The sequence below is a fragment of the Streptomyces sp. NPDC058637 genome (genome assembly GCF_042717325.1).
Classification (GTDB): domain Bacteria; phylum Actinomycetota; class Actinomycetes; order Streptomycetales; family Streptomycetaceae; genus Streptomyces.
Genome location: NZ_JBHXRD010000023.1, coordinates 16,365 through 36,599, shown reverse-complemented (window position 1 = coordinate 36,599; position 20,235 = coordinate 16,365). Strand labels below are relative to the sequence as shown.

The 20,235-nt window shown below is 72.3% G+C and carries 18 protein-coding genes and 2 pseudogenes; 11 read left to right on the top strand and 9 right to left on the bottom strand.

The annotated features are described in order from the left end of the window. The first annotated feature begins 140 nt into the window (after positions 1-140). Both ACFWVP_RS23010 and ACFWVP_RS23005 read left to right on the top strand, forming a co-directional pair. The gene (locus tag ACFWVP_RS23010; RefSeq protein ID WP_384499279.1) at positions 141-950 is read left to right on the top strand and encodes a phosphatase PAP2 family protein; all 810 of its coding nucleotides are present in this window, start codon (positions 141-143) and stop codon (positions 948-950) included. Next, positions 947-1,909 (top strand): hypothetical protein, encoded by a 963-nt coding sequence (locus ACFWVP_RS23005; RefSeq protein ID WP_384499278.1) that lies wholly within the window; start codon positions 947-949, stop codon positions 1,907-1,909. The genes ACFWVP_RS23010 and ACFWVP_RS23005 overlap by 4 nt, the downstream gene beginning before the upstream one ends. Here ACFWVP_RS23005 and ACFWVP_RS23000 read toward each other — a convergent pair. Continuing rightward, positions 1,906-2,583, bottom strand: coding sequence for a PadR family transcriptional regulator (locus ACFWVP_RS23000; protein WP_384499276.1), 678 nt, complete (start codon positions 2,581-2,583; stop codon positions 1,906-1,908). The two genes, ACFWVP_RS23005 and ACFWVP_RS23000, sit on opposite strands and share 4 nt — an antisense overlap. Before the next feature lie 66 nt (positions 2,584-2,649). Further along, positions 2,650-4,665: an FAD-dependent oxidoreductase gene (locus ACFWVP_RS22995; protein ID WP_384499275.1), complete on the bottom strand. Its 2,016-nt coding sequence runs from the start codon at positions 4,663-4,665 to the stop codon at positions 2,650-2,652. 228 nt (positions 4,666-4,893) lie between these two features. Between ACFWVP_RS22995 and ACFWVP_RS22990 the strand changes: the two genes are divergently transcribed. Together ACFWVP_RS22990 and ACFWVP_RS22985 are read left to right on the top strand one after the other, a co-directional pair. Beyond that, positions 4,894-5,424, top strand: coding sequence for a DoxX family protein (locus tag ACFWVP_RS22990; RefSeq protein WP_384499274.1), 531 nt, complete (start codon positions 4,894-4,896; stop codon positions 5,422-5,424). Positions 5,425-5,480: 56 nt separating this feature from the next. Beyond that, complete coding sequence (locus tag ACFWVP_RS22985) at positions 5,481-6,323, top strand: DUF1206 domain-containing protein (protein WP_384499273.1); 843 nt, start codon at positions 5,481-5,483, stop codon at positions 6,321-6,323. Positions 6,324-6,358: 35 nt separating this feature from the next. Here ACFWVP_RS22985 and ACFWVP_RS22980 read toward each other — a convergent pair whose 3' ends face one another. The 4 genes from ACFWVP_RS22980 to ACFWVP_RS22965 form a co-directional block, all read right to left on the bottom strand. Then, complete coding sequence (locus tag ACFWVP_RS22980) at positions 6,359-7,738, bottom strand: cryptochrome/photolyase family protein (protein ID WP_384499272.1); 1,380 nt, start codon at positions 7,736-7,738, stop codon at positions 6,359-6,361. After that, the gene (locus ACFWVP_RS22975) at positions 7,735-9,243 is read right to left on the bottom strand and encodes an SDR family oxidoreductase (protein WP_384499270.1); all 1,509 of its coding nucleotides are present in this window, start codon (positions 9,241-9,243) and stop codon (positions 7,735-7,737) included. The genes ACFWVP_RS22980 and ACFWVP_RS22975 overlap by 4 nt, the downstream gene beginning before the upstream one ends. Before the next feature lie 189 nt (positions 9,244-9,432). Next, positions 9,433-9,669 carry a twin-arginine translocase TatA/TatE family subunit gene (locus ACFWVP_RS22970; RefSeq protein WP_384499269.1) on the bottom strand — a complete coding sequence of 79 codons (237 nt, stop codon included), beginning with the start codon at positions 9,667-9,669 and terminating at the stop codon, positions 9,433-9,435. A gap of 161 nt (positions 9,670-9,830) precedes the next feature. Beyond that, positions 9,831-10,832, bottom strand: coding sequence for a sporulation protein (locus ACFWVP_RS22965; RefSeq protein ID WP_384499267.1), 1,002 nt, complete (start codon positions 10,830-10,832; stop codon positions 9,831-9,833). Between the two features lie 109 nt (positions 10,833-10,941). On the opposite strand from ACFWVP_RS22965, the gene ACFWVP_RS22960 reads away from it, so the two are divergent. The 6 genes from ACFWVP_RS22960 to ACFWVP_RS22935 all read left to right on the top strand — a co-directional run bounded on the left by ACFWVP_RS22960 (position 10,942) and on the right by ACFWVP_RS22935 (position 18,032). Next, on the top strand, positions 10,942-11,436 hold the full coding sequence (locus ACFWVP_RS22960; protein WP_384499265.1) for a MarR family transcriptional regulator: 495 nt from the start codon (positions 10,942-10,944) through the stop codon (positions 11,434-11,436). A 123-nt stretch (positions 11,437-11,559) separates the two neighbouring features. Continuing rightward, positions 11,560-13,671 carry an MMPL family transporter gene (locus tag ACFWVP_RS22955; protein WP_384499263.1) on the top strand — a complete coding sequence of 704 codons (2,112 nt, stop codon included), beginning with the start codon at positions 11,560-11,562 and terminating at the stop codon, positions 13,669-13,671. Positions 13,672-13,842: 171 nt separating this feature from the next. Next, positions 13,843-14,511 carry a TetR/AcrR family transcriptional regulator gene (locus ACFWVP_RS22950; protein WP_384499261.1) on the top strand — a complete coding sequence of 223 codons (669 nt, stop codon included), beginning with the start codon at positions 13,843-13,845 and terminating at the stop codon, positions 14,509-14,511. Next, a complete protein-coding gene (locus ACFWVP_RS22945; protein ID WP_384499259.1) occupies positions 14,508-15,284 on the top strand; it encodes an SDR family NAD(P)-dependent oxidoreductase in 777 nt (258 codons plus the stop codon). Before ACFWVP_RS22950 ends, ACFWVP_RS22945 begins: the two co-directional genes overlap by 4 nt. A 63-nt stretch (positions 15,285-15,347) precedes the next feature. Continuing rightward, on the top strand, positions 15,348-16,388 hold the full coding sequence (locus ACFWVP_RS22940) for an NAD(P)-dependent alcohol dehydrogenase (RefSeq protein WP_384499257.1): 1,041 nt from the start codon (positions 15,348-15,350) through the stop codon (positions 16,386-16,388). A gap of 372 nt (positions 16,389-16,760) precedes the next feature. Beyond that, complete coding sequence (locus ACFWVP_RS22935) at positions 16,761-18,032, top strand: ricin-type beta-trefoil lectin domain protein (RefSeq protein WP_384499256.1); 1,272 nt, start codon at positions 16,761-16,763, stop codon at positions 18,030-18,032. On the opposite strand, the gene ACFWVP_RS22930 is transcribed toward ACFWVP_RS22935, so the two are convergent. Continuing rightward, complete coding sequence (locus ACFWVP_RS22930) at positions 17,914-18,327, bottom strand: GH36 C-terminal domain-containing protein (protein WP_384499254.1); 414 nt, start codon at positions 18,325-18,327, stop codon at positions 17,914-17,916. The genes ACFWVP_RS22935 and ACFWVP_RS22930 overlap by 119 nt on opposite strands. Positions 18,328-18,389: 62 nt before the next feature. Between ACFWVP_RS22930 and ACFWVP_RS22925 the strand changes: the two are divergent. After that, positions 18,390-18,659: pseudogene (locus tag ACFWVP_RS22925) on the top strand (ROK family protein); the annotation flags it as partial. Between the two features lie 131 nt (positions 18,660-18,790). On the opposite strand, the pseudogene ACFWVP_RS22920 reads toward ACFWVP_RS22925, so the two are convergent. Both ACFWVP_RS22920 and ACFWVP_RS22915 read right to left on the bottom strand, forming a co-directional pair. Next, positions 18,791-18,904: pseudogene (locus ACFWVP_RS22920) on the bottom strand (PucR family transcriptional regulator); the annotation flags it as partial. A 226-nt stretch (positions 18,905-19,130) separates the two neighbouring features. After that, entirely contained in the window at positions 19,131-20,228 is a 1,098-nt protein-coding gene (locus tag ACFWVP_RS22915) for a peptidoglycan-binding protein (RefSeq protein ID WP_384499252.1), read from the bottom strand. Positions 20,229-20,235: the final 7 nt, after the last annotated feature.

Genomic DNA, 20,235 nt, shown 5'->3' with positions numbered 1-20,235 from the left:
CTCGATACGCCAGTGTACCGATACGCGCGTGTACCGATACGTTCGCGTATCGGTACACTGGCGTATCGATACGGCACGGACTCGTTCCCGCCGCCACGACAGAGCTTCGGCACACAGTTCGCCAGACAGGAGGCACGGGGGTGATACGCACCCGTAGAGAGTCCGTGGACCGGGAGCCGGCAATCCCTGCCCGGCCTCCCCTCGTCCGCGAGCTCCTTCTCGTCGTCGGACTCTTCCTCGTCTACAAACTCGGCCGGCAGGCCGCGAACGGCCACGTGGAGGAGGCCTTCCGCAACGCCGGACACGTCTGGGACCTCGAACGAACCCTGCGCCTTCCCGGTGAGGGGGCCGTGCAGAGCGTGCTGCTGCACAGCCAGACGCTCGTCCAGGCGGCGAACACCTACTACGCGACCGTGCACTTCCCGGCCACCGTGCTGTTCCTGGTCTGGCTGTACCTGCGGCGCCCCCGCCACTACGTCTGGTCGCGGCGGATCCTCGCCGTCCTCACCGGGGCCGCGCTCGCCCTGCACCTGGTCTTCCCCCTCGCCCCACCGAGGATGCTGCCCCCGGCGGGACTCGTCGACACCGGGCAGGTGTACGGCCCGACGGTGTACGGGAACACGCCCGCCACCGACTCCATGGCGAACCAGTTCGCGGCCATGCCCTCGCTGCACTTCGGCTGGGCCCTCGTGGTCGCGATCGGGCTCATCGCCGCCACCCGTTCCCGCTTGCGCTGGCTCTGGCTGCTGCACCCGCTCGTCACCCTCCTCGTCATCGTCGGCACGGCCAACCACTACTGGCTCGACGCGCTCGTGGTCTCGGCGCTGCTCGGCGTCGCCTTCGCCGCACTCAGGCTTCCCCGCCCCGCGCCGGTCCGCGCGCCCCTGCCGTGGCCGTCCGCCCCGGTCTACGCGGCCCCCGCGTACGCACGGTCCGGAGCCCGGCGATGAACGCCACGCTGACAGCCGTCGCGCTGTCCTTCGTCTCCGCCGGCGCCTACGCGGCCGCCGCGGTGGCGCAGTCCCGGCTGGCCGGCCGCACCGCACCGTCCAGCGGGCCGCTGCGCCTGCTGGCCAGTGGCGCCTGGTGGTCGGCGGTCGGGCTGAACGCGGGCGGGGCGCTGCTGCACGTCGCCGCGCTGAAGTACGGACCGCTCACCCTGGTCCAGCCGCTCGGCGCGCTCACCCTCGTCCTGGCCGTCCCGCTCGGCGCCCGCGCCGCGGGGCGCCCGGTCAGCCGCACGGAATGGCGCGGCACGCTGCTCACCCTGCTCGGCCTCGGCGCCCTGCTGACCGCCGTCGGCGGCAGCGCGCCGCGCGACACGCTGACCCTGGCGGAGGTGCTCGGCGTCGGCGGCGTGACCATGGCTCTCGTCGCCGTACTCGGCCGCCCCGGCGCACGCCCCGGGCTCCGGCACGCCGCGGCGTCCGGCATCACCTCGGGCGTGGCCTCCGCGCTGACCCAGACCCTCACCGTCGCCGCCACCGACCAGGACGGGCCGCTGTTCAGCTGGCGGCTGGTGACGGTGGCGCTGCTCGTCTCCGCCTTCGCCATGGGCGGACTGCTGCTGTCCCAGACCGCGTACCGCGGCGGCCTCGGCGCGCCGCTCGCGGTGGTCACCCTCGCCAACCCGGTCGCCGCCGCAGCGATCGGCCTGGCCCTGCTCGGCGAAGGATTCCAGGGCGGGCCGGCCGGCCTGGTCCCGGTGCTCCTCGGTGCGGGGGCCGCCGTCCGGGGCGTCGTCCTGCTCAGCCGCGCGCAGGCGCGAACCGTTCCCGAGGCCGCCGCCGCGCCGAGCGCCGCCGGCGCCGCGAGTGCGCCGTCGCGCGTCGTCATCGGCAGCCCGCGGGCTCTGCGCCGGCGCACGCCCCGGCCGGAAGGGGTCAGGGAGCCGGTCGGCGGGCCTTAGGCGGGGCCGGCTCCACACTGGTCGCACCCGCCGTCCGGTTCCGCGCTTCGCACCGGTCCCTGGCGCTTCCGGTCCCGTGCTGGACCCTGGCCGGGTCCGGTTCCGCGCCGGTCCCTGGCGCGTCCGGTCCCGTCCAGGTCGTCGATCGCCCGGGTCAGCCAACCCGTCCAGAACGTCTCCAGGTCGATGCCCCCGCGCAGTACCAGATGCCGCAGCCGGTCCTGGTCCGCGGTCCGCTCCGGCGGGAAGTCGCGCTCCTCGATCTCCAGGTACTCCTCCAGCTGCCGCCGGTGCAGCGCGAGGTGCCGGTGCAGCGCGAGGTGCCGGTGCAGTTCCGCGCTCAGGCCGGGCGCCCCGACCACCGCCGCCGCCCGCATCCGCAGCAGCAGCGGATCACGGACGGGCCGCGGGTCCTCGGCGAGCGCCACCCAGGCCGCCAGCTCCTCGCGGCCGGCGGGCAGCACCTCGTACTCCTTCTTCTGCCCGCGGGCCGGCTGCGCGGCGGGCAGCACCCGGATGTGACCGGCCTGTTCGAGCTTTCCCAGCTCGCGGTAGATCTGCTGGTGCGTGGACGGCCAGAAGTAGCCGATCGACCGGTCGAACCTGCGGGTCAGCTCCAGCCCCGACGACGGCTTCTCGAGCAGGGCGGTGAGGATCGCGTGCGGGAGTGACATGGAGTGCATCCTAAGGACGGCCCGGGCGGGCCGGGCCGCGGAGAACACCGGGCCCGGCCGGGGAGGTCACAGCCCGGCGGCGAGCTCCGTGCCCTGGCGGATCGCGCGCTTGGCGTCCAGCTCGGCGGCCACGTCGGCGCCACCGATCAGGTGCACCGGGCGGCCCGCCGCGCGCAGCTCCTCGTACAGCTCACGGCGCGGCTCCTGGCCCGCGCACAGGACCACGGTGTCGACCGGAAGCAGGTGCTGCTCGCCGTCGACCGTGAGGTGCAGGCCCGCGTCGTCGATCAGGTCGTAGGACGCGCCGGCGATCATGTTCACGCCGCGGTGGCGCAGCTCGGTCCGGTGGATCCAGCCCGTGGTCCTGCCGAGCCCGGCCCCGACCTTGCTCGCCTTGCGCTGGATCAGATGCACCTTGCGGGAGGTCTTCGGACGCTCCGGGGCGCGCAGTCCGCCCCGCTCCGCGTAGTCGGTGTCCACGCCCCACTGCCGGAAGAACACCTCCGGGTCCAGGCTCGCGGAGTCACCGCCGTCGGTCAGGAACTCGGCGACGTCGAAGCCGATGCCGCCGGCCCCGACGATCGCGACCCGGTCGCCGACCGTCGCGCCGTCGCGCAGGACGTCCAGGTAGCTGACCACACTGGGGTGCTCGACGCCGGGGATCGCGGGGGAGCGGGGCTCGACGCCGGTCGCCAGGACGATCTCGTCGAAGCCGTCCAGGGCGGCGGAGGTGGCACGGGTGGCGAGCCGCAGCTCGACACCCTCCTCGGCCAGCCGCGTGCGGAAGTAGCGCAGCGTCTCGTCGAACTCCTCCTTGCCGGGGACCCTGCGAGCCACGTTGAGCTGGCCGCCGACCTCGTCGGCCGCGTCGAACAGTGTCACCGCGTGCCCGCGCTCGGCAGCGGTGACCGCGCAGGCCAGACCGGCGGGACCGGCACCCACCACGGCGACGCGCTTGCGGTTACGGGTCGGCGAGAGCACCAGCTCGGTCTCGTGGCAGGCGCGCGGATTCACCAGGCAGGAGGTGATCTGCAGGTTGAAGATGTGGTCCAGGCAGGCCTGGTTGCAGCCGATGCAGGTGTTGATCGCGTCGGCACGCCCCTCGGCCGCCTTGGCGACGAAGTCCGGGTCGGCGAGGAAGGGCCGCGCCATCGACACCATGTCCGCACGGCCGGAGGCGAGGACCTCCTCGGCCAGTTCCGGGGTGTTGATGCGGTTGCTGGTCACCAGCGGTACGGAGACGGCACCCCGCACCTTCTCGGTCACCCAGGTGAAGGCGCCGCGCGGCACCGAGGTCGCGATGGTGGGGATGCGGGCCTCGTGCCAGCCGATGCCGGTGTTGATGATCGTCGCGCCGGCCGCCTCGACCTCGCGGGCGAGCCGCACGACCTCCTCCAGCGTGGAACCGCCGGGCACCAGGTCCAGCATGGAGAGCCGGTAGATCAGGATGAAGTCGCTGCCGACCCGCTCACGGACCCGGCGCACGATCTCGACGGGGAAGCGGATGCGGTTCTCGTAGCTGCCGCCCCAGCGGTCGTCGCGGTGGTTGGTCGCGGCGACGACGAACTCGTTGATCAGATAGCCCTCGGAGCCCATGATCTCGACACCGTCGTAGCCCGCGCGCTGCGCCAGCGCGGCGGCCCGCACGAAGTCCTCGATGGTCTCCTCGACCTCGTCGTCGGTGAGGGCGTGCGGGGTGAACGCGCTGATCGGGGCCTTGAGCGCGCTGGGCGCGACCAGCTCCGGGTGGTGCGCGTAGCGCCCGAAGTGCAGGATCTGCATCGCGATCCGGCCGCCCGCCGCGTGCACGGCGTCGGTGACCACCCGGTGCTGCTCGGCCTCCGCCTCCGTCGTCATCTTGGCGCCGCCGATGAAGGAACCGGCCCGCTCGCTGGGCGCGATCCCGCCGGTGACCATCAGGCCCACCCCGCCCCGTGCTCGGGCCGCGTAGAAGGCCGCCATCCGCTCGAAGCCGCGCTCGGCCTCCTCCAGACCGATGTGCATCGATCCCATCAGGACCCGGTTGGGGAGGGTGGTGAAACCGAGGTCGAGCGGGCTCAGCAAGGTGGGGTAGGGGCTCATCAGGGTCTCCTCGCACAGTGTCGTCGTGCCAGTTGTAGACGAGCGCAACCATGTTATGCAACTAGTTGCACAATGATGTACGTCGCACCCGGCGACGCCCGGGACGCGGTCCCCGCGCGGGCGGTACCCGAACGGCCCAGCTCCGCCGCACCCCGCCGCCCGGGCCCGACGACAGTGGGTCCGTACGGTTTCGCACCTCCGCTCGTACGGTGTCGACGGGAGACTCCCATGACCTGCATCAACCGGCGTGACCTCGGACTTCTCGTGCTCAGGGTCGGTACGGGGGCCGTGCTGGCCGCCCACGGCAGCCAGAAGCTGGCCGGCTGGTTCGGTGGCGGCGGTATCGAGGGCACCGCCCAGGGAATGGAGGCCATGGGCTTCCACCCGCCGAAGTACAGCGCCGTGGCCGCCGGCCTCGGCGAGGCGGGCGGTGGGGTCCTGCTGGCCCTCGGCCTCGCCACCCCGGCGGCCGGAGCCGCCGCGGCCGGCACGATGGCCGGCGCCGTCGCCGTCCACGCGCCCGCCGGATTCTTCGCGATGGGCGGCGGCTACGAGTACCCGGCGTTCCTCGGCTTCACCGCCGCCGCGATCGGTCTGACGGGTGCCGGACGCTACTCGCTGGACCACGCCACCGGCCACGTACTCGACAGGCCCTGGACGCTCGCCGTCGCCTTCGCCGCAAGCGCCCTGGGCGCCGCCGCGGTCGTGGGCCGACGCGCCAGGGGACAGGTGCGGGCGACGGTCGAGGACGAGGAGTAGGGCGGCGCCTGGCCCCCGGGGGCATTGATCGCCCTTTCGGGGGCAACTGACCGTTCATGAATACGAACGTGTTGTCGACAGGTGGACGTGGTACTGCCAGACGGGCGGCGAACAGCACGGCCGTGGCCGCGGGTGCCCGTGCCGGATTCGTGGCGCGCGGGGTGATCTACCTCCTGGTCGGAGTGCTCGCGCTGCGCATCGCGTTCTCCGGGAGCGGCGGGCAGCAGGCCGACCGGGGCGGTGTCGTCGCCGAGATCGCCGGGCAGCCCTTCGGGGTCGTCCTGTTGTGGGCGCTCGGCGTGGCCCTCGCGGGTATGGCCCTGTGGCGTCTGTCCGAGGCGCTGTTCGGCCAGGCCGGCCCCGACGGCGACAAGCCGGGCAAGCGGGCCATGGCCGCCGGCCGCTCCCTCTTCTACGGCTTCGTGTCGTACTCCGTGCTCTCCTACGCCGCCGGTGGCCAGGGCAGCGGCAGCGGATCGAGCGACCGGCAGACCGACGACGTCACGGCGAAGGCCCTCCAGTGGACCGGCGGTCAGTGGATCGTCGGGATCGTCGGCGCGGCCGTCGTCGGCGCGGGGCTCTGGATCGCCTTCCGGGCCGTGACGCGCGCCTACCACAAGCACCTGAAGATGTCCGAGATGACGAAGCGGGTCCGTCGGGCCGTCGACTTCACCGGCGTGTTCGGCGGCGGCGTCCGCGGCATCGTCTTCGCGACGGCCGGTGGCTTCGCGATCGCCGCGGCCGTCCGGCACGAACCCGGCCGGGCCAAGGGCATGGACGACACCCTGCGGTCCTTCACCGACACCCCGGCGGGCCCCTGGCTGCTCGTCCTGGTCGCGCTCGGCCTGGGCGCCTTCGGCGTCTTCTCCTGGGCCAACGCCCGCTGGCGCAAGGTCTGACCGCCCACTCGGGCCGCCGCTCCCACCGGCCCGGTTCAGTCGAGGCCGCGTGCCTCCCTGAACCGTGCCAGACCTTCGGCGAGACCGACCACGGGCTCCGGGTAGGCGTACCGGGCGCGCTCCTCGGCCCGTAGTCTCCACGGCTCGTGGACCGCACCGCCGTCGATCCCCGCCAGCTCGGGAACCCAGCGGCGTACGTACGCGCCGTCCGGGTCGTAACGCTTCGCCTGCAGCACCGGGTTCAGCACCCGGTTCGGCCGGCTGTCCGTGCCCGTCCCCGCCATCCACTGCCAGTTGAGCTGGTTGTTGGCGATGTCCCCGTCCACCAGCAGGTCCAGGAAGTGCCGCGCACCGACGCGCCAGTCCACGTACAGCGTCTTGACGAGGAAGCTGGAGGCCAGCAGCCGCCCCCGGTTGTGCATCCAGCCCTCGTGCAGCAACTGGCGCATGGCGGCATCGACCAGCGGATAGCCGGTCCGGCCCTCCTGCCACGCCGCGATGTCCTCGGCCGCCGACTCCTCCGTGCGCCAACGGTCGTGCCGCGACCGGTAGTCGGAGCGGGCGGCCGAAGGGCGGGCGGCCAGGACCTGGTGGTGGAACTCCCGCCAGCACAGCTGCCGTACGAAGGCCTCCGCACCCGGACCGCCCGCGGCACGTGCCCGGTGGACCAGCTCGGTGGGGGACAGCGTGCCGAAGTGCAGATGCGGCGAGAGGCGCGAGGTGGCGTCGCCCGCCAGATCGTCGTGACGCTCCTCGTACCGCCCGAGACCGTGCCGGTGCCAGGCGGCGAGGCTCCGGCGGCCCTGGATCTCCCCGCCCTCGGGAAGCCCGGGGGAAACCCCCGGGATCCCGGCCCGCGAGGGCGGGTCCACGGACCCGGGCCCGGCCGGGACGCGCACGGTGCGCGGCGCGTCGAAGGGGGCGCGCGGCTGCGCCTCGGACCAGCGGCGGAAGTACGGCGTGAACACGGAGAAGTGGTCCCTGCCCGCACCCGAAGGGGTCACCGCGCCGGGCGGGACAACGGTGATCACCGCCTCGTGCACACGCAGCCGGCAGCCCACGTCCGCCAGCGCCCCGTGCAGCCTCTCCTCGCGCCGCCGGGCGTATCCGCTGACGCCCGCAGCCATGTGTACGTCACCCGCGCCGGTCTCGGAGACGATCCGGCGGACCTCCGCCGCCACGTCCCCCCGGCGGATCACCAGGCGCCCCCCGCGCTCGCGGAGCCCCGAGTCCAGGTCCCGGAGACAGTCGGCGAGGAACGCGCACCGGTTGGGAGCACCGAAACCGGCGTCCCCGATGGCGTCGTCCACGACGAACAGGGGAACCACCTCGTCCGCCGACGCCAGGGCCGAGCGCAGCGGCGGATGGTCGTGCAGGCGCAGGTCGGAGGTGAACAGGACGACGGAGACGGTCATACGGCACCACCGGCCGCGCCCCGGCCCGCAGCGCGGGCGATGTTGCGCGCCATCCCGCCGAAGACGAACGCGTGGAACGGCGACACGCTCCACCAGTACGCGTGGCCCAGCAGACCGGCCGGGTGGAAGACGGCGCGCTGCCGGTAGTGCGACCGGCCGTCGGCGCCCTTCTCCGCGTAGATCTCCAGCCAGGCCAGGCCCGGCAGCCTCATCTCGGCGCGCAGCCGCAGCAGCCGGCCGGGCTCGATCTCCTCGACCCGCCAGAAGTCCAACGAGTCGCCGACCCGCAGCCGTTGGGCGTCGCGCCGGCCACGCCGCAGACCCACTCCGCCGACCAGCCGGTCCAGCCACCCCCTGACCGCCCAGGCCCACGGGAGCGAGTACCAGCCGTTCTCACCGCCGATTCCCTCGATGACCCGCCACAGGGCGTCCGGCGAGGCGTCCACGTCGAGCTCGCGCACATCCGTGTACAGGCTGCCGCCCGCCCAGTCGGGGTCGGTGGGGAGCGGATCGCTCGGGATACCGGGGATGGAGGCGGAGGACCACCGTGTCGTCACCTTCGCCTCGCGCACCCTCCGCAGAGCGAGGTTGAGGGCGGTGCCGGAGGAGAAGGGCTGCCCGGGCCCGTCCGGGACATGGCCGGCGATGTCGTGCTCGTGGCACACCACCTCGTAACGCAGGGACTCCGCGAGCGGGCGGGCGATCGACGCGGGCACCGGGGTGATCAGGCCGACCCAGTGACTGGACAGCCCGGGACTCAGCATCGGCACCGGCAGGATCAGTCGCTTCGGCAGTTTCGCCACCCGGGCGTACTCCTGCATCATGTCCCGGTAGGTGAGGATGTCGGGGCCGCCGATGTCGAAGGCGCGGTTCACGTCCGCGGGCATGTGCGCGCTGCCCACCAGATAGCGCAGCACGTCCCGGACCGCGATCGGCTGGATCCGTGTCGACACCCAGCTCGGGGTGACCATGACCGGCAGCCGCTCGGTGAGGTAGCGCAGCATCTCGAACGACGCCGAACCGGAACCGATGATGACCGCCGCACGCAGCGCGGTCGTCGGCACACCCGAATCGAGCAGGATACGGCCGACCTCGGCCCGCGAGCGGAGGTGCGGCGACAGCTCCCGTTCGGGGACGTCGGCGGGGGTGAGCCCGCCCAGGTACACGATGCGCCGGATGCCGGCGGCCTTCGCCTGCTCGCCGAAGATCCGGGCCGCCGCGCGGTCCGTCTCCTCGAAGTCCGGCCCGCTGCCCAGGGCGTGCACCAGGTAGTAGGCCACGTCGATGTCCCGCATGGCCGCCGCGACGGACTCCGCGTCGGTCACATCGCCCTTCACCACCTCGGCCCTGCCCGCCCACGGGTGGTCCCGCAGCTTCTCCGGGCTGCGCGCGAGGCAGCGCACCCGGTGGCCTGCGTCCAGGAGCTCGGGCACCAGGCGGCCCCCGATGTAGCCCGTCGCCCCGGTCACCAGGCACCGCGCACCGTCGTCGTTCGTGCTCTCCATGGCCTCTCCGATCCGGCTCGGACGTCCTTCGTCCACGGTGTCCCCCCGCGGAGCGTTCCGCTTGTCGGGGGGCGTGGGGCGGGGTACCGGGTGCCGCCGGGCGAGCGCCTCCCGGGCGCGGTGGACGCGCTGCGCGGTGGTGCGCCCGGACGGGTGAGGCGCCGGGAGGGCGGGGCTGGTGCCCGGACCTCAGCGCGCCTCGGGCTTCTCCGTGGCGGTACCCCGGATGACACGGGGGTTGCCCACCCCCGGTCGCGTCGGGCCGGCGGGTATGCCGGAGGAGCCGTCCGCCTTCATGGCCCGGGCCTCGCTCTTCAGGATCCGGGCCGACTTGCCCATGGAGCGGGCGAGTTCGGGGAGTTTCCTGGCGCCGAAGATCAGGATGACGATGACGAGGAAGATCGCGATCTCGCTGATACCGAACATGACGTCTGTGCTCTCCCCTGACCGACCGGCTTGGCTGTGCCAGGCGGTCCACGGTGTCCCGGGACCGCCAAGCCGAATCTACAGCACTGTAGTAGGCGATGGCGGGGCGCCTCGGCCCTGCCACGCCGACTTCCGCCGGGCGGGTGGGGCGCCCGTCGGGCTCAGTCCTCGCCGCCCTCTTCCTCCTCGTCGCCCTCGAAGAAGTCGCCCACCTCGTCCACGACTTCGGCTGCCACCATCCCGCCCACGACACCTACGGCCGGCCCTGCCGCCCCGGCGGTGACGACCGTGCCCATGCCGGGCCCGGAACGGTGCTCGTGACCGTGGCCGTCGCCGTATCCGTCGCCGTGGCCGTACGCCACGTGGCCGCCGTACGCGGCGCGGGCTTCGGCGAGCGAGCGGATCCAGGCGTCGACCTCCGTGTTCCAGTCGCGTCCCTGGACCTCGTGACGGCTCACGGTGAACCGGCCGACGCCGCCCCCGCCCCCGCCCCCGCCCCCGGAGAAGAGCCCGCCCCGCTTGTCCGCCTCCAGGACGACCTCCAGACCGTCCGGACCGGCCAGGAAGGTCAGTTCGATCTCGTTGACCTGGTGCGCGTACCGCGGCGCGGGCGAGAGCTCGATCTCCTGGTGGAACGGCAGCTGTTGGCCGGTGCCGCGGATGTGGCCGAGCTCCAGGTCGGCGGACCTGAAGCCGAAGCCGAGCTGTCCTAGCGCTTCGAGGACGGCCTCCTGGGCGGGCAGGGGCGCCACGACGAGAGGGTCCAGGTCACCCTTGTCCTTGGCGCCCGGCACCGAGAGCTCGGTACGCACGCCGAGGACGATCCCGAGGTCCTGGCCGTGGAGCGCGGTGACCGGTGTCTCCCACGGCAGCGTCACGTCGAAGGGTACGGTGACCTCCGTGCCCTCCGTGAGGACGAACGCACCGCCGACCGTGAAGCGGTCGAAGACGACCATGCCCTCGGACTCGCCGTCCTCGTGCTCGGCCTCGACGCGGGCGACGAGCTCCAGCGTGATGTGCTCGACCGTGAAGTCGGCGCTGCCGCCCTTCAGATGGACCCGGCCGCTCAGACTGCCGCCGGGCACGACCGTGGCGTTCTCCAGAACCGTGTCCACGGTCGGGCCGCCCACACCGAGCGAGCCGAGCAGCTTCTTGAACACCATCGTGGCGTTCACTCCTTCTCACGTACGCGGGAAACGCGCTCAGTCGCGTCTCTACACAACTGTAGAAGCATAGAGGTGGGACGGGTGGCGAACGCCCTACTATGGTGCGGTGGACAGTGCAGACGACGCCCCCGACGGATCGCGCGCCGACACGTCCCCGGTCTTGGAGCTCCAGGCCTTCGCGGTGCAGTTGCGCCGGATGAACGGCGAGGTCAACCGTCTGGTGCACGCCTTCGCGCACACCCAGGGGCTGCACGCCACGGACGTCCAGGCGCTCGCGGCGATCCTGGACACGGAGCGTCCGCTGACCCCCGGCAAACTGCGCGACCATCTCGGTCTGACCTCCGGTGCGGTCACCGCCTGTCTGGACCGGCTGGAGCGCGCCGGTCACATCCGGCGTGCGCGGGACAGCGCCGACCGGCGTGTCGTGCACCTTCACTACGAGCCCACGGCCAAGGCCGCCGCCCGCTCGTTCTTCATGCCCCTCGCCGAGGCGGCGTCGGCGGCCCGCGATGCGGCCGAGCCGGAGGAACTGGCCGCCGCGCTGCGCTTCCTCGCCCGCATGAACACCGAACTCACCCGTATCCAGCCGCCGGGGCGCTGAATTTCCCCCTCCTGTGCCGGGGCCGGGCTGTCGCCGGGTAGTCGGACGGAAGAGTCACGCTAATATATTTCAATCATTGAGATACTCGATGATTGAAATAGTTTCCCCCGACCCGGGAGCACCATGCCCATCGCATCGAAGCCGGTTCGCTGGCTGATCCCCGTATTCCTCGTCGTCGTCTGGCTGGCCGTCGGCGGTTCCTTCGGCTCGTACGCCGGGAAGCTCGGCGAGGTGGCCACCAACGACCAGGCCTCGTTCCTCCCGCAGAGCGCCGAATCCACCCGGGTCGTAGAGGAGCAGAAGGCGTTCAGCCGGCAGCAGACCGTGCCGGCCATCGTGGTCTGGACGTCGGAGAAGGACGGCGCGGCCCTCGGCCCGGAGCAGCGGCAGGCGGCGACGGCGGCCCTGGCCTCCGTCGAGGGCGGACCGGGGGTGGCGGGTGAGGTCACCCCGGCCCTGCCATCGGCGGACGGCCGCGCCCTGCAAGGCATCGTCCAGCTGGACTCCGGCCTCGGGGACGGGCTTCCCGACGCGCTCGCGCACATCCAGAAGGCGGCCGACCGGGTGCCCGGCACCCTGGCCCGGGTCGCCGGGCCCGCCGCGAGCCAGGCGGACCTCTCCGAGGCGTTCGCCGGAATCGACGGCCTGCTGCTCGGTGTCGCCCTCGTGACCGTGCTGGTCATCCTGCTGCTGGTCTACCGGAGCGTGCTGCTGCCGCTGGTCATCATCCTCGGAGCCGTCTTCTCCCTCGGTGTGGCCTGCGCGATCGTGTACGTGCTCGCCGACCACGACATCGTCCGGGTCGACGGCCAGGTCCAGGGGATCCTGTCGATCCTCGTCATCGGGGCCGCGACCGACTACGCCCTGCTGCTCACCGCACGGTTCCGCGAGGAACTCGTGCGCCACCCGGACCGGTGGACCGCGATGCGTGCCGCACTGCGCGAGTCCGCCGGACCGATCGTCGCCAGCGCCGCCACCGTCGCCCTGGGGCTGCTCGCCCTGCTGCTCAGCGACCTGACCAACAACCGCGCGCTCGGCCCGGTGGGCGCCATCGGCATCGTCTGCGCCGTCCTGAGCACGCTCACCTTCCTGCCGGCCGTCCTGGTCCTGCTCGGCAGGACCGCGTACTGGCCGGCCAAGCCCAAGGAGGGCGAGGCCGCGTCGGGTTCGGCCGGGATCTGGGCGCGGATCGCCGCCCTCGTCGACCGGGCGCCGCGCAAGGTGTGGGGCGTCACCCTGGTCGTCCTGCTCGCGTGCGCCGCCTTCATGCCGACGCTCAACTCGAAGGGCGTACCCCTCGAAGAGATCTTCGTCAACGACGCGCCCTCCGTCGCCGCCCAGCAGACCCTGAGCGAGCACTTCCCCGGCGGGTCGGGCAATCCCGCCGTGGTGCTCGCGGCGGCGGACCGGTCGGAGCAGGTGGCCGAGGCCGCCGCGCGGGTCGACGGCGTCGCGGACGTCTCCGTGGTGACCGCCTCCGGTCGCCCGGGGGACGGGGAACCGCTGGTCGTGGACGGCCGGGTCCGCATCGACGCCACGCTGACGAGCGCGGCCGACAGCGACGCCGCCAAGGAGACCGTCACCCGCCTGCGCGACGCGGTGCACGCGGTGCCCGGCGCGGACGCGCTGGTCGGCGGCTACACCGCGCAGCAGTACGACACGCAGAGGACCGCGGAGGACGACCGCATGCTCATCGTGCCGGTCGTCCTCCTGATCATCCTGGTCATCCTGATCGGGCTCCTCCGCTCCCTGCTGATGCCGCTCCTCCTGGTCGCCACGGTGGCGCTCAACTTCCTGGCCACCCTCGGGATCTCGTCCCTGGTGTTCCAGCACGTGTTCGGCTTCAGCGGCACGGACTCCTCCGTACCGCTCTACGGATTCGTCTTCCTGGTCGCCCTCGGTGTGGACTACAACATCTTCCTGATGTCCCGGGTCCGCGAGGAGTCCCTCATCCACGGCACCCGGCAGGGCGTGCTGCGCGGGCTGACGACCACGGGCGGGGTCATCACCTCCGCCGGTGTGGTCCTGGCGGCCACCTTCGCCGCGCTGGGTGTGATCCCGCTGGCGTTCCTGGTCCAGATCGCGTTCATCGTCGCCTTCGGCGTACTGCTCGACACCCTCGTCGTCCGCTCGCTCCTGGTGCCCGCCCTGGTCAGGGACATCGGGCGGGTCGCGTGGTGGCCCGGAGCGCTGAGCCGGAAGCCGGAGAGGACGGCGGAGCGCCCCGAGTCCTGACCCGGAGAGGGATTACCAAGCGCCCCGCGTCCTGATCCGGAGAGGGACGACGGAGCGCCCTGCTACCCGGGCCGGAGGTGTCACGGGCGGATCCGTGAGGTAGCCGACCCGAAAAAGTGTCCCAGTGCGACAGAAGTCCCACTGGGACACTTTCAGGTGTACGGTACAACTATGAACCAGGCAGGGAACGGCCCCGAACGGCGCAGTCGCAAGACGCGCAGGACTCGGGACGCGCTGGCGCAGGCCGCGTTCGAGCTGGTGCTCGACCGGGGGCCGCGGAATGTGACGGTCGAGGAGATCGCGCAGGCGGCGGACGTCGACCGGCGTACCTTCAGCCGCCACTTCCCGAGCAAGGAGGCCGCCGCCCTCGACGCGGTACGGGGCGACGGCGACAGGATCAATCAGGCACTCCGCGCGCGGCCCGCCGCCGAACCACCGCTCGTCGCCTACCGCGGAGCCGTTCTCGACTGGCTCGACGACCCCGGCGCCGAGCCCTGGCACCTGCGGCCGCGCATCTTCGACCTCCTCGTCATGGCCGAGGAGGAACCCACTCTGTACGCGGCGTTCCACCACATCCGCGTGGACGCCCAGGAGGAGTCGGTCGCGATCCTCGCGCAACGGCTCGGCGTCGATCCGCGACAGGACATCCGTCCCGCCGTGGCCGTCGCCGCGGGAGCCGGTGCGCTGCTCGCGGCCCAGGCGGCATGGGTGCGCGGCGGCCGGCCGGCCGCCCTGCCCGAGTTTGTCGTACACGCCTTCGACGCCCTCTCCGGAGACCTGCTGGAAGCCCGGCAGGACGGATCGGCGCCCCACAGCACCACGCAAGGAAGCACCTCATGAGCACCAACCTCCCCACCGCCTACGAGGCGGAGTTCACCGGCAAGGTCGCCCTCGTCACCGGCGGCGCCTCAGGAATCGGTCTGGCCGTCTCCCGTCGGCTGGCCGCGAGCGGGGCGACCGTCGTCGTCGCCGACCACGACGAGGCGAGCGCCCGCAAGGCCGCCGCCGAGCTGGAGGCCACCGGCGCCCGTGCCGCCGCCGTCGCCCTGGACGTCACCGACCCCGCGTCCGTCGAGGCCGGTGTGCGGTTCGCCGTCGACACGTTCGGCGCCCTGCACCTCGCCGTCAACAACGCCGGTATCGGCGGACCGTCCCTGCCCACCGGTGAGTACGGCATCGAGGACTGGAACAAGGTCGTCGCCACCAACCTCAGCGGCGTCTTCTACTCGATGCGTCACGAACTCCCGGCCCTCCTCGCAGCCGGCGGGGGCGCCGTCGTCAACATCTCGTCGATCCTCGGCACCAACGGCTTCGCGAACTCCCCGGCGTACGCCGCCGCCAAGCACGGCGTCGTCGGCCTCACGAAGACGGCCGCCCTGGAGTACGCCGCGCGCGACATCCGTATCAACGCGGTCGGTCCCGGCTTCATCGACACCCCGCTGCTCCGCGACACCGACGGCCCGGCCCGCGACCACCTGATCTCCCTGCACCCGGCGGGCCGCCTCGGCACGTCGGAGGAGGTCGCCGAGCTCACGGCCTTCCTGCTCTCCGACCGCGCTTCCTTCATCCACGGCAGCTACCACCTGGTGGACGGCGGCTACTCCGCGTCCTGAGCCCCGACTGGCGCACACGATCCACGGGGGTCACAAAGGTAGTACGGAGAACGAAGGAGAGCCATGAAAGCCGTCCAGTACCGCACCGTCGGCGCCGCCCCGGAGGTCGTCGAGATCCCGGAACCCTCACCCGGCCCCGGCCAGATCCTGTTGAAGGTCACCGCCGCCGGGGTCTGCCACTCCGACATCGCCGTGATGAGCTGGTCCGCCGACGAGCTGCCCTACGCGTTGCCGCTCACCCTCGGTCACGAGGGCGTCGGCACGGTCGCCGCCCTCGGCGAAGGGGCCCAGGGCGTCTCGGTGGGTGACTCCGTGGCCGTCTACGGCCCCTGGGGCTGCGGGACCTGCGTGAACTGCGCGGAGGGCCGGGAGAACTACTGCCTGCGCGCCGCCGACCTCGGCATCAACCCGCCAGGACTCGGCAACCCCGGCGCCATGGCCGAGTACATGATCGTCGACGACGCCCGTCACCTGACGCCGATCGGCGACCTGGACCCGGTCAAGACGGTCTCGCTGACCGACGCCGGCCTCACCCCCTACCACGCGATCAAGCGCTCGCTGCCGAAGCTCCTGCCCGGCGCCACCGCGGTGGTCATCGGCACCGGAGGCCTCGGCCACGTCGCCATCCAGCTGCTCCGCGCCATGACCGCCGTCCGGGTCATCGCCCTCGACGTCACCGAGGAGAAGCTCGCCCTCGCGCGCACGGTCGGAGCCCACGAGACCGTGCTCTCCGACGAGAACGCGGCCGCGAAGGTCCGCGAGCTCACCGGCGGCGTCGGCGCCAAGGTCGTGTTCGACTTCGTCGGAGCCGCACCGACCGTGAAGACGGCCGGTGCGGTCGCCTCCATCGACAGCGACGTCACCATCGTCGGCATCGGCGGCGGCATGCTGCCCGTCGGCTTCGGCGTCCTGCCGTTCTCCACGTCGGTCACCGCGCCGTACTGGGGCTCCCGCAAGGAACTCGCCGAAGTGATCGAGCTCGCCCACACCGGCGCGGTCGACGTGCACGTCGAGACGTACTCCATCGACGAGGCCCCGCTCGCCTACGAGCGGCTGCACGCGGGCAAGATCAACGGCCGCGCGGTCATCCTGCCCAACGGCTGACCGACGCGCGACGAATCCGGCCGCGGGCCGTCGACCACGTCGACGACCCGCGGCCGTCGCCGTTCCCGACGGCCCGGATGCCGCGCGGTGTCACCGCTCGGTGCCGGACCGGGGCGCATGCCCGCGAACGCGCCCTCGTAGGGGCGCGGGCGTGCCCGTGTTCATGAGTCTGGTCCATACCAAACCCTTGACAGGGTTGGCGTTCACTTCTTAAATCACGTAGTGAAGCAAGTGCTCTACGGGGCGAGTTGCCCTCGCCCCTTCCTGGTCGGCTCGGTGATTTCCTGAATCCGCATACGCCCTCGTATATGTCATGTACATGTCTGTCATGCGCATGTCTGAGGGCCCCCCACGCTCCTCGAAGGGAGACCCATGGGCACTTCACGCCTTCCCCGGCGCCTGCTCTCGTCCCTCGTCTCGGTCCTCGCCCTCGCGACGCTCTCCACCGGGCTGGCCCAGGGGGCACCCGCTCCCGCGGACGCGCCCCCGGCATCCACCGCCGCGGCAGCCGCCGCGGTCACGTTCTCCGACGAGTTCGACGGGCCGGCCGGCGCCGCCGTCGACGGCTCGAAGTGGCAGACCGAGACCGGCGACAACGTCAGCAACCACGAACGGCAGTACTACACGGCGGGCAACCGCAACGCCGCCCTCGACGGACAGGGCCACCTGGCCATCACCGCCCGCCGGGAGAACCCGGACAACTACCAGTGCTGGTACGGGCGGTGCGAGTACACCTCCGCACGTCTCAACACGGCCGGCCGGTTCACCACGACGTACGGCCGCGTCGAGGCCAGGATGAAGATCCCGCGCGGTCAGGGCATCTGGCCCGCTTTCTGGATGCTGGGCAACGACATCGGACAGGTCGGCTGGCCCAACTCCGGTGAGATCGACATCATGGAGAACGTGGGCTTCGAGCCGTCCACGGTCCACGGCACCCTGCACGGCCCCGGATACTCCGGCTCCGGAGGCATCGGCGCCGGATACACCCTGCCCGGCGGCCAGGCGTTCGCCGACGCCTTCCACACCTTCGCCGTCGACTGGAGCCCCGGCGCGATCACCTGGTCCGTCGACGGCACCGTGTACCAGCGGCGCACCCCCGCCGACCTCGGCGGAAGGCAGTGGGTCTTCGACAAGCCCTTCTTCCTGATCCTCAACCTCGCGGTCGGTGGCTACTGGCCCGGAGACCCCGACGGCAGCACGGTCCTCCCGCAGCAGCTCCTGGTCGACTACGTCCGTGTCACCACCGACACCGGCCAGTCGGGCGGCGGTCCCATCACCGGCATCGGCGGCAAGTGCGTGGACGTGGCCGGGGCGAACAGCGCCAACGGCACCCCCGTACAGCTCTACGACTGCAACGGCTCCGCCGCCCAGCGCTGGACGGTCGGATCCGACGGCACCGTCCGCGCGCTCGGCAAGTGCCTGGACGTCGCGTCGGGCGGCACGGCGGCCGGAACGCCCGTACAGCTCTACGACTGCAACGGCAGCGCCGCCCAGCAATGGGCCGTCCCCGCGGCCCGGGACATCGTCAACCCCCAGGCGAACAAGTGCCTGGACGCGAGCGGCAACAGCTCGGCCAACGGCACCCGGCTGCAGATCTGGACATGCACCGGAGCCGCCAACCAGAAGTGGACGGTGACACGATAACCGTCCCCCAAGTGCCCTCACAGGAGGCGGGGTTCGGGCGGCGGGGCGCAACCGGTGCGGCGCACCCGGACGGGTCGGCCGGGTGGGATACCGCCCGGCCGACCGACCGTGAGGCGCGACTCCGGCGCCTCAGCCCGCCTTCGTCAGATGGACGGCCGTGCTTGGCCCAGTCCCCGGGCGGCAGGTCCAGGGCCAGCCCGTGGTCCTCCAGCACGGCCCCGTGGTGGACGGCGCCGGTACGGGCGTCGCGGTAGCGGGCCGCCGGGTCGAGGCCCCGCAGCCGGACCGGACGCACGGGGGCCCCGTGCCGGTGCGTGCGCCGCCGGACGAGCAGCAGCGTCTCGCCGCCGTCGTCGCGTGTGCGACGTACGGGCCCGCACCGGCATCCAGGTCGCGGGCGCGGCCGAGGCGCTGGTCCTGGCCCGCGGCGGCGACCCCGGAGCGCGCCGGGTGTACGCGCGGGCGGGCGAGGCGATCGGGCGGGCCATCGGGTCCGTCGTCAACCTGCTGGGTCCCGAGCGCGTGATCATCTCCGGCGAGGGCCTCGCCGCCTACGACCTGTTCGCCGACCGGATTAGGGACGCGTTCCTCGCCTCGGCCTTCGGCAGCGCGGCCCGGTGCGACATCAGGACGCGTCCGCTGCCCTTCGAGGAAGGGGCGCGGGGGGCGGCGGCCACCGCCATCCAGACCTTCGTCGGTTCAGCCCCCGGGGCTGAACCCGGGACGGCCTACTGGCTGTTACCCGACCTGAGTTCACCTCACCGGCTCCGCGCGGGCCGGTCGAGAAGGCGGGCTCCTGCGACGGCGGTCCGCAGGGTGTACGGGCGAGGGGGGTCCGTGGGATCGGTTCCGGTGAGCCGGTGGATGCGCTCCGGGTCCAGGGGATCGCGCGGTAGACGATCTGGGGTCACCCGAGCCACGAGATGGGCGTCCACGGCGTCACGGCCTCCTGGCAGCCGCGACACCGGAGAACACGCGCCCGCCCGTACGGGCCCCAAGCAGGCCGCTGCACGGTGGCTTCGCCCGGAACGGCGACGGCTCCATCCCGCCGCGCCCGCAGCGGGAAGGAGCCGTCGCCGGCAGAGGGGCCCGTTCGCGTCAGCGGGTGCCGAGCAGGGCGCGCCAGGTGTTCGGGCCGATGACACCGTCGACCGACAGCTTGTGGTTCTTCTGGAAGGCGACAGTCGCCGACTTCGTCCTCGCGCCGAACGCGCCGTCGACCGTGAGCCCGTAGCCGTAGACGTTCAGCTGTGTCTGCGCCGCCTTCACGGCCTGGCCGGACGAACCGGACTGCACCGTCTTGATCAGCTTGGACCAGGTGTTCGGGCCGATGACGCCGTCGGCGGCCAGGGACCGGGACTTCTGGAACCTGACCACCGCCGCGCGGGTGTTGGGGCCGAAGGCGCCGTCGACCCCGACGGTGTAGCCCCGCGCGGTCAGCAGCCGCTGGGCGGACCGCACGTCCGCACCCCTGGAACCGTTCTGGAGGACCGGCCAGGAGACACCCGGGGCCGGGGCCGGGACCTGCCCGCCGCCGCCACCGCCGAGCTTGACCGGGCGGAAGGGGTCGTAGTTGTCGCTGCCGATCCCGTACTTGAGCTGCCGGTGGGTCGTGCCGTACGTACCGCGCTGCTCGTACGCCCAGTAGGCGCTGTGCGAGGTGTTGGCCCACTTCTCGAAGATCACCACGTGACGGAAATCGCCGTCGCCGGTGCTGTAGTCGATCAGCAGGTCACCCTTCTTGAGCTGACTCACGCTGCCGAGCCGGGTGGTGACGCCGCTTCGCGAGTCGGCCAGCCCGACGGTGTTCAGTCCGGGCTTCCCCAGCCCGAGTGCCATGGAGACGAAGCCGGAGCAGTCCTGGCGATAGCCGTCCTTCCAGTTGCGTTCCATGCTGTAGGGGACCGGCCGTCCGTTGTTGGCCGTGAGCCAGGTGCGGGCCCTGTTGATCATCGTGTCGGGCGAGAGCGTGGCCGTGGCCGTGGTCGTCAGATCGCTGACCTGGCTGACGAGCTTGCTGTCGGCCTCGGGCTCGGGTCCGTAGCCGGCACCCTTCTGTGCCGCGACCGTCGCCGGTTCCGAGGAGCCGCTGTCGGCGAGCGAGGGTACGACGACGATTGCGGCCGCAACACCTCCGGCGGCTACGCCGATGAGGGCCACCTGCGCGCGGCGCGACAGTCGGTTGCGAAGAGACATGATTCCC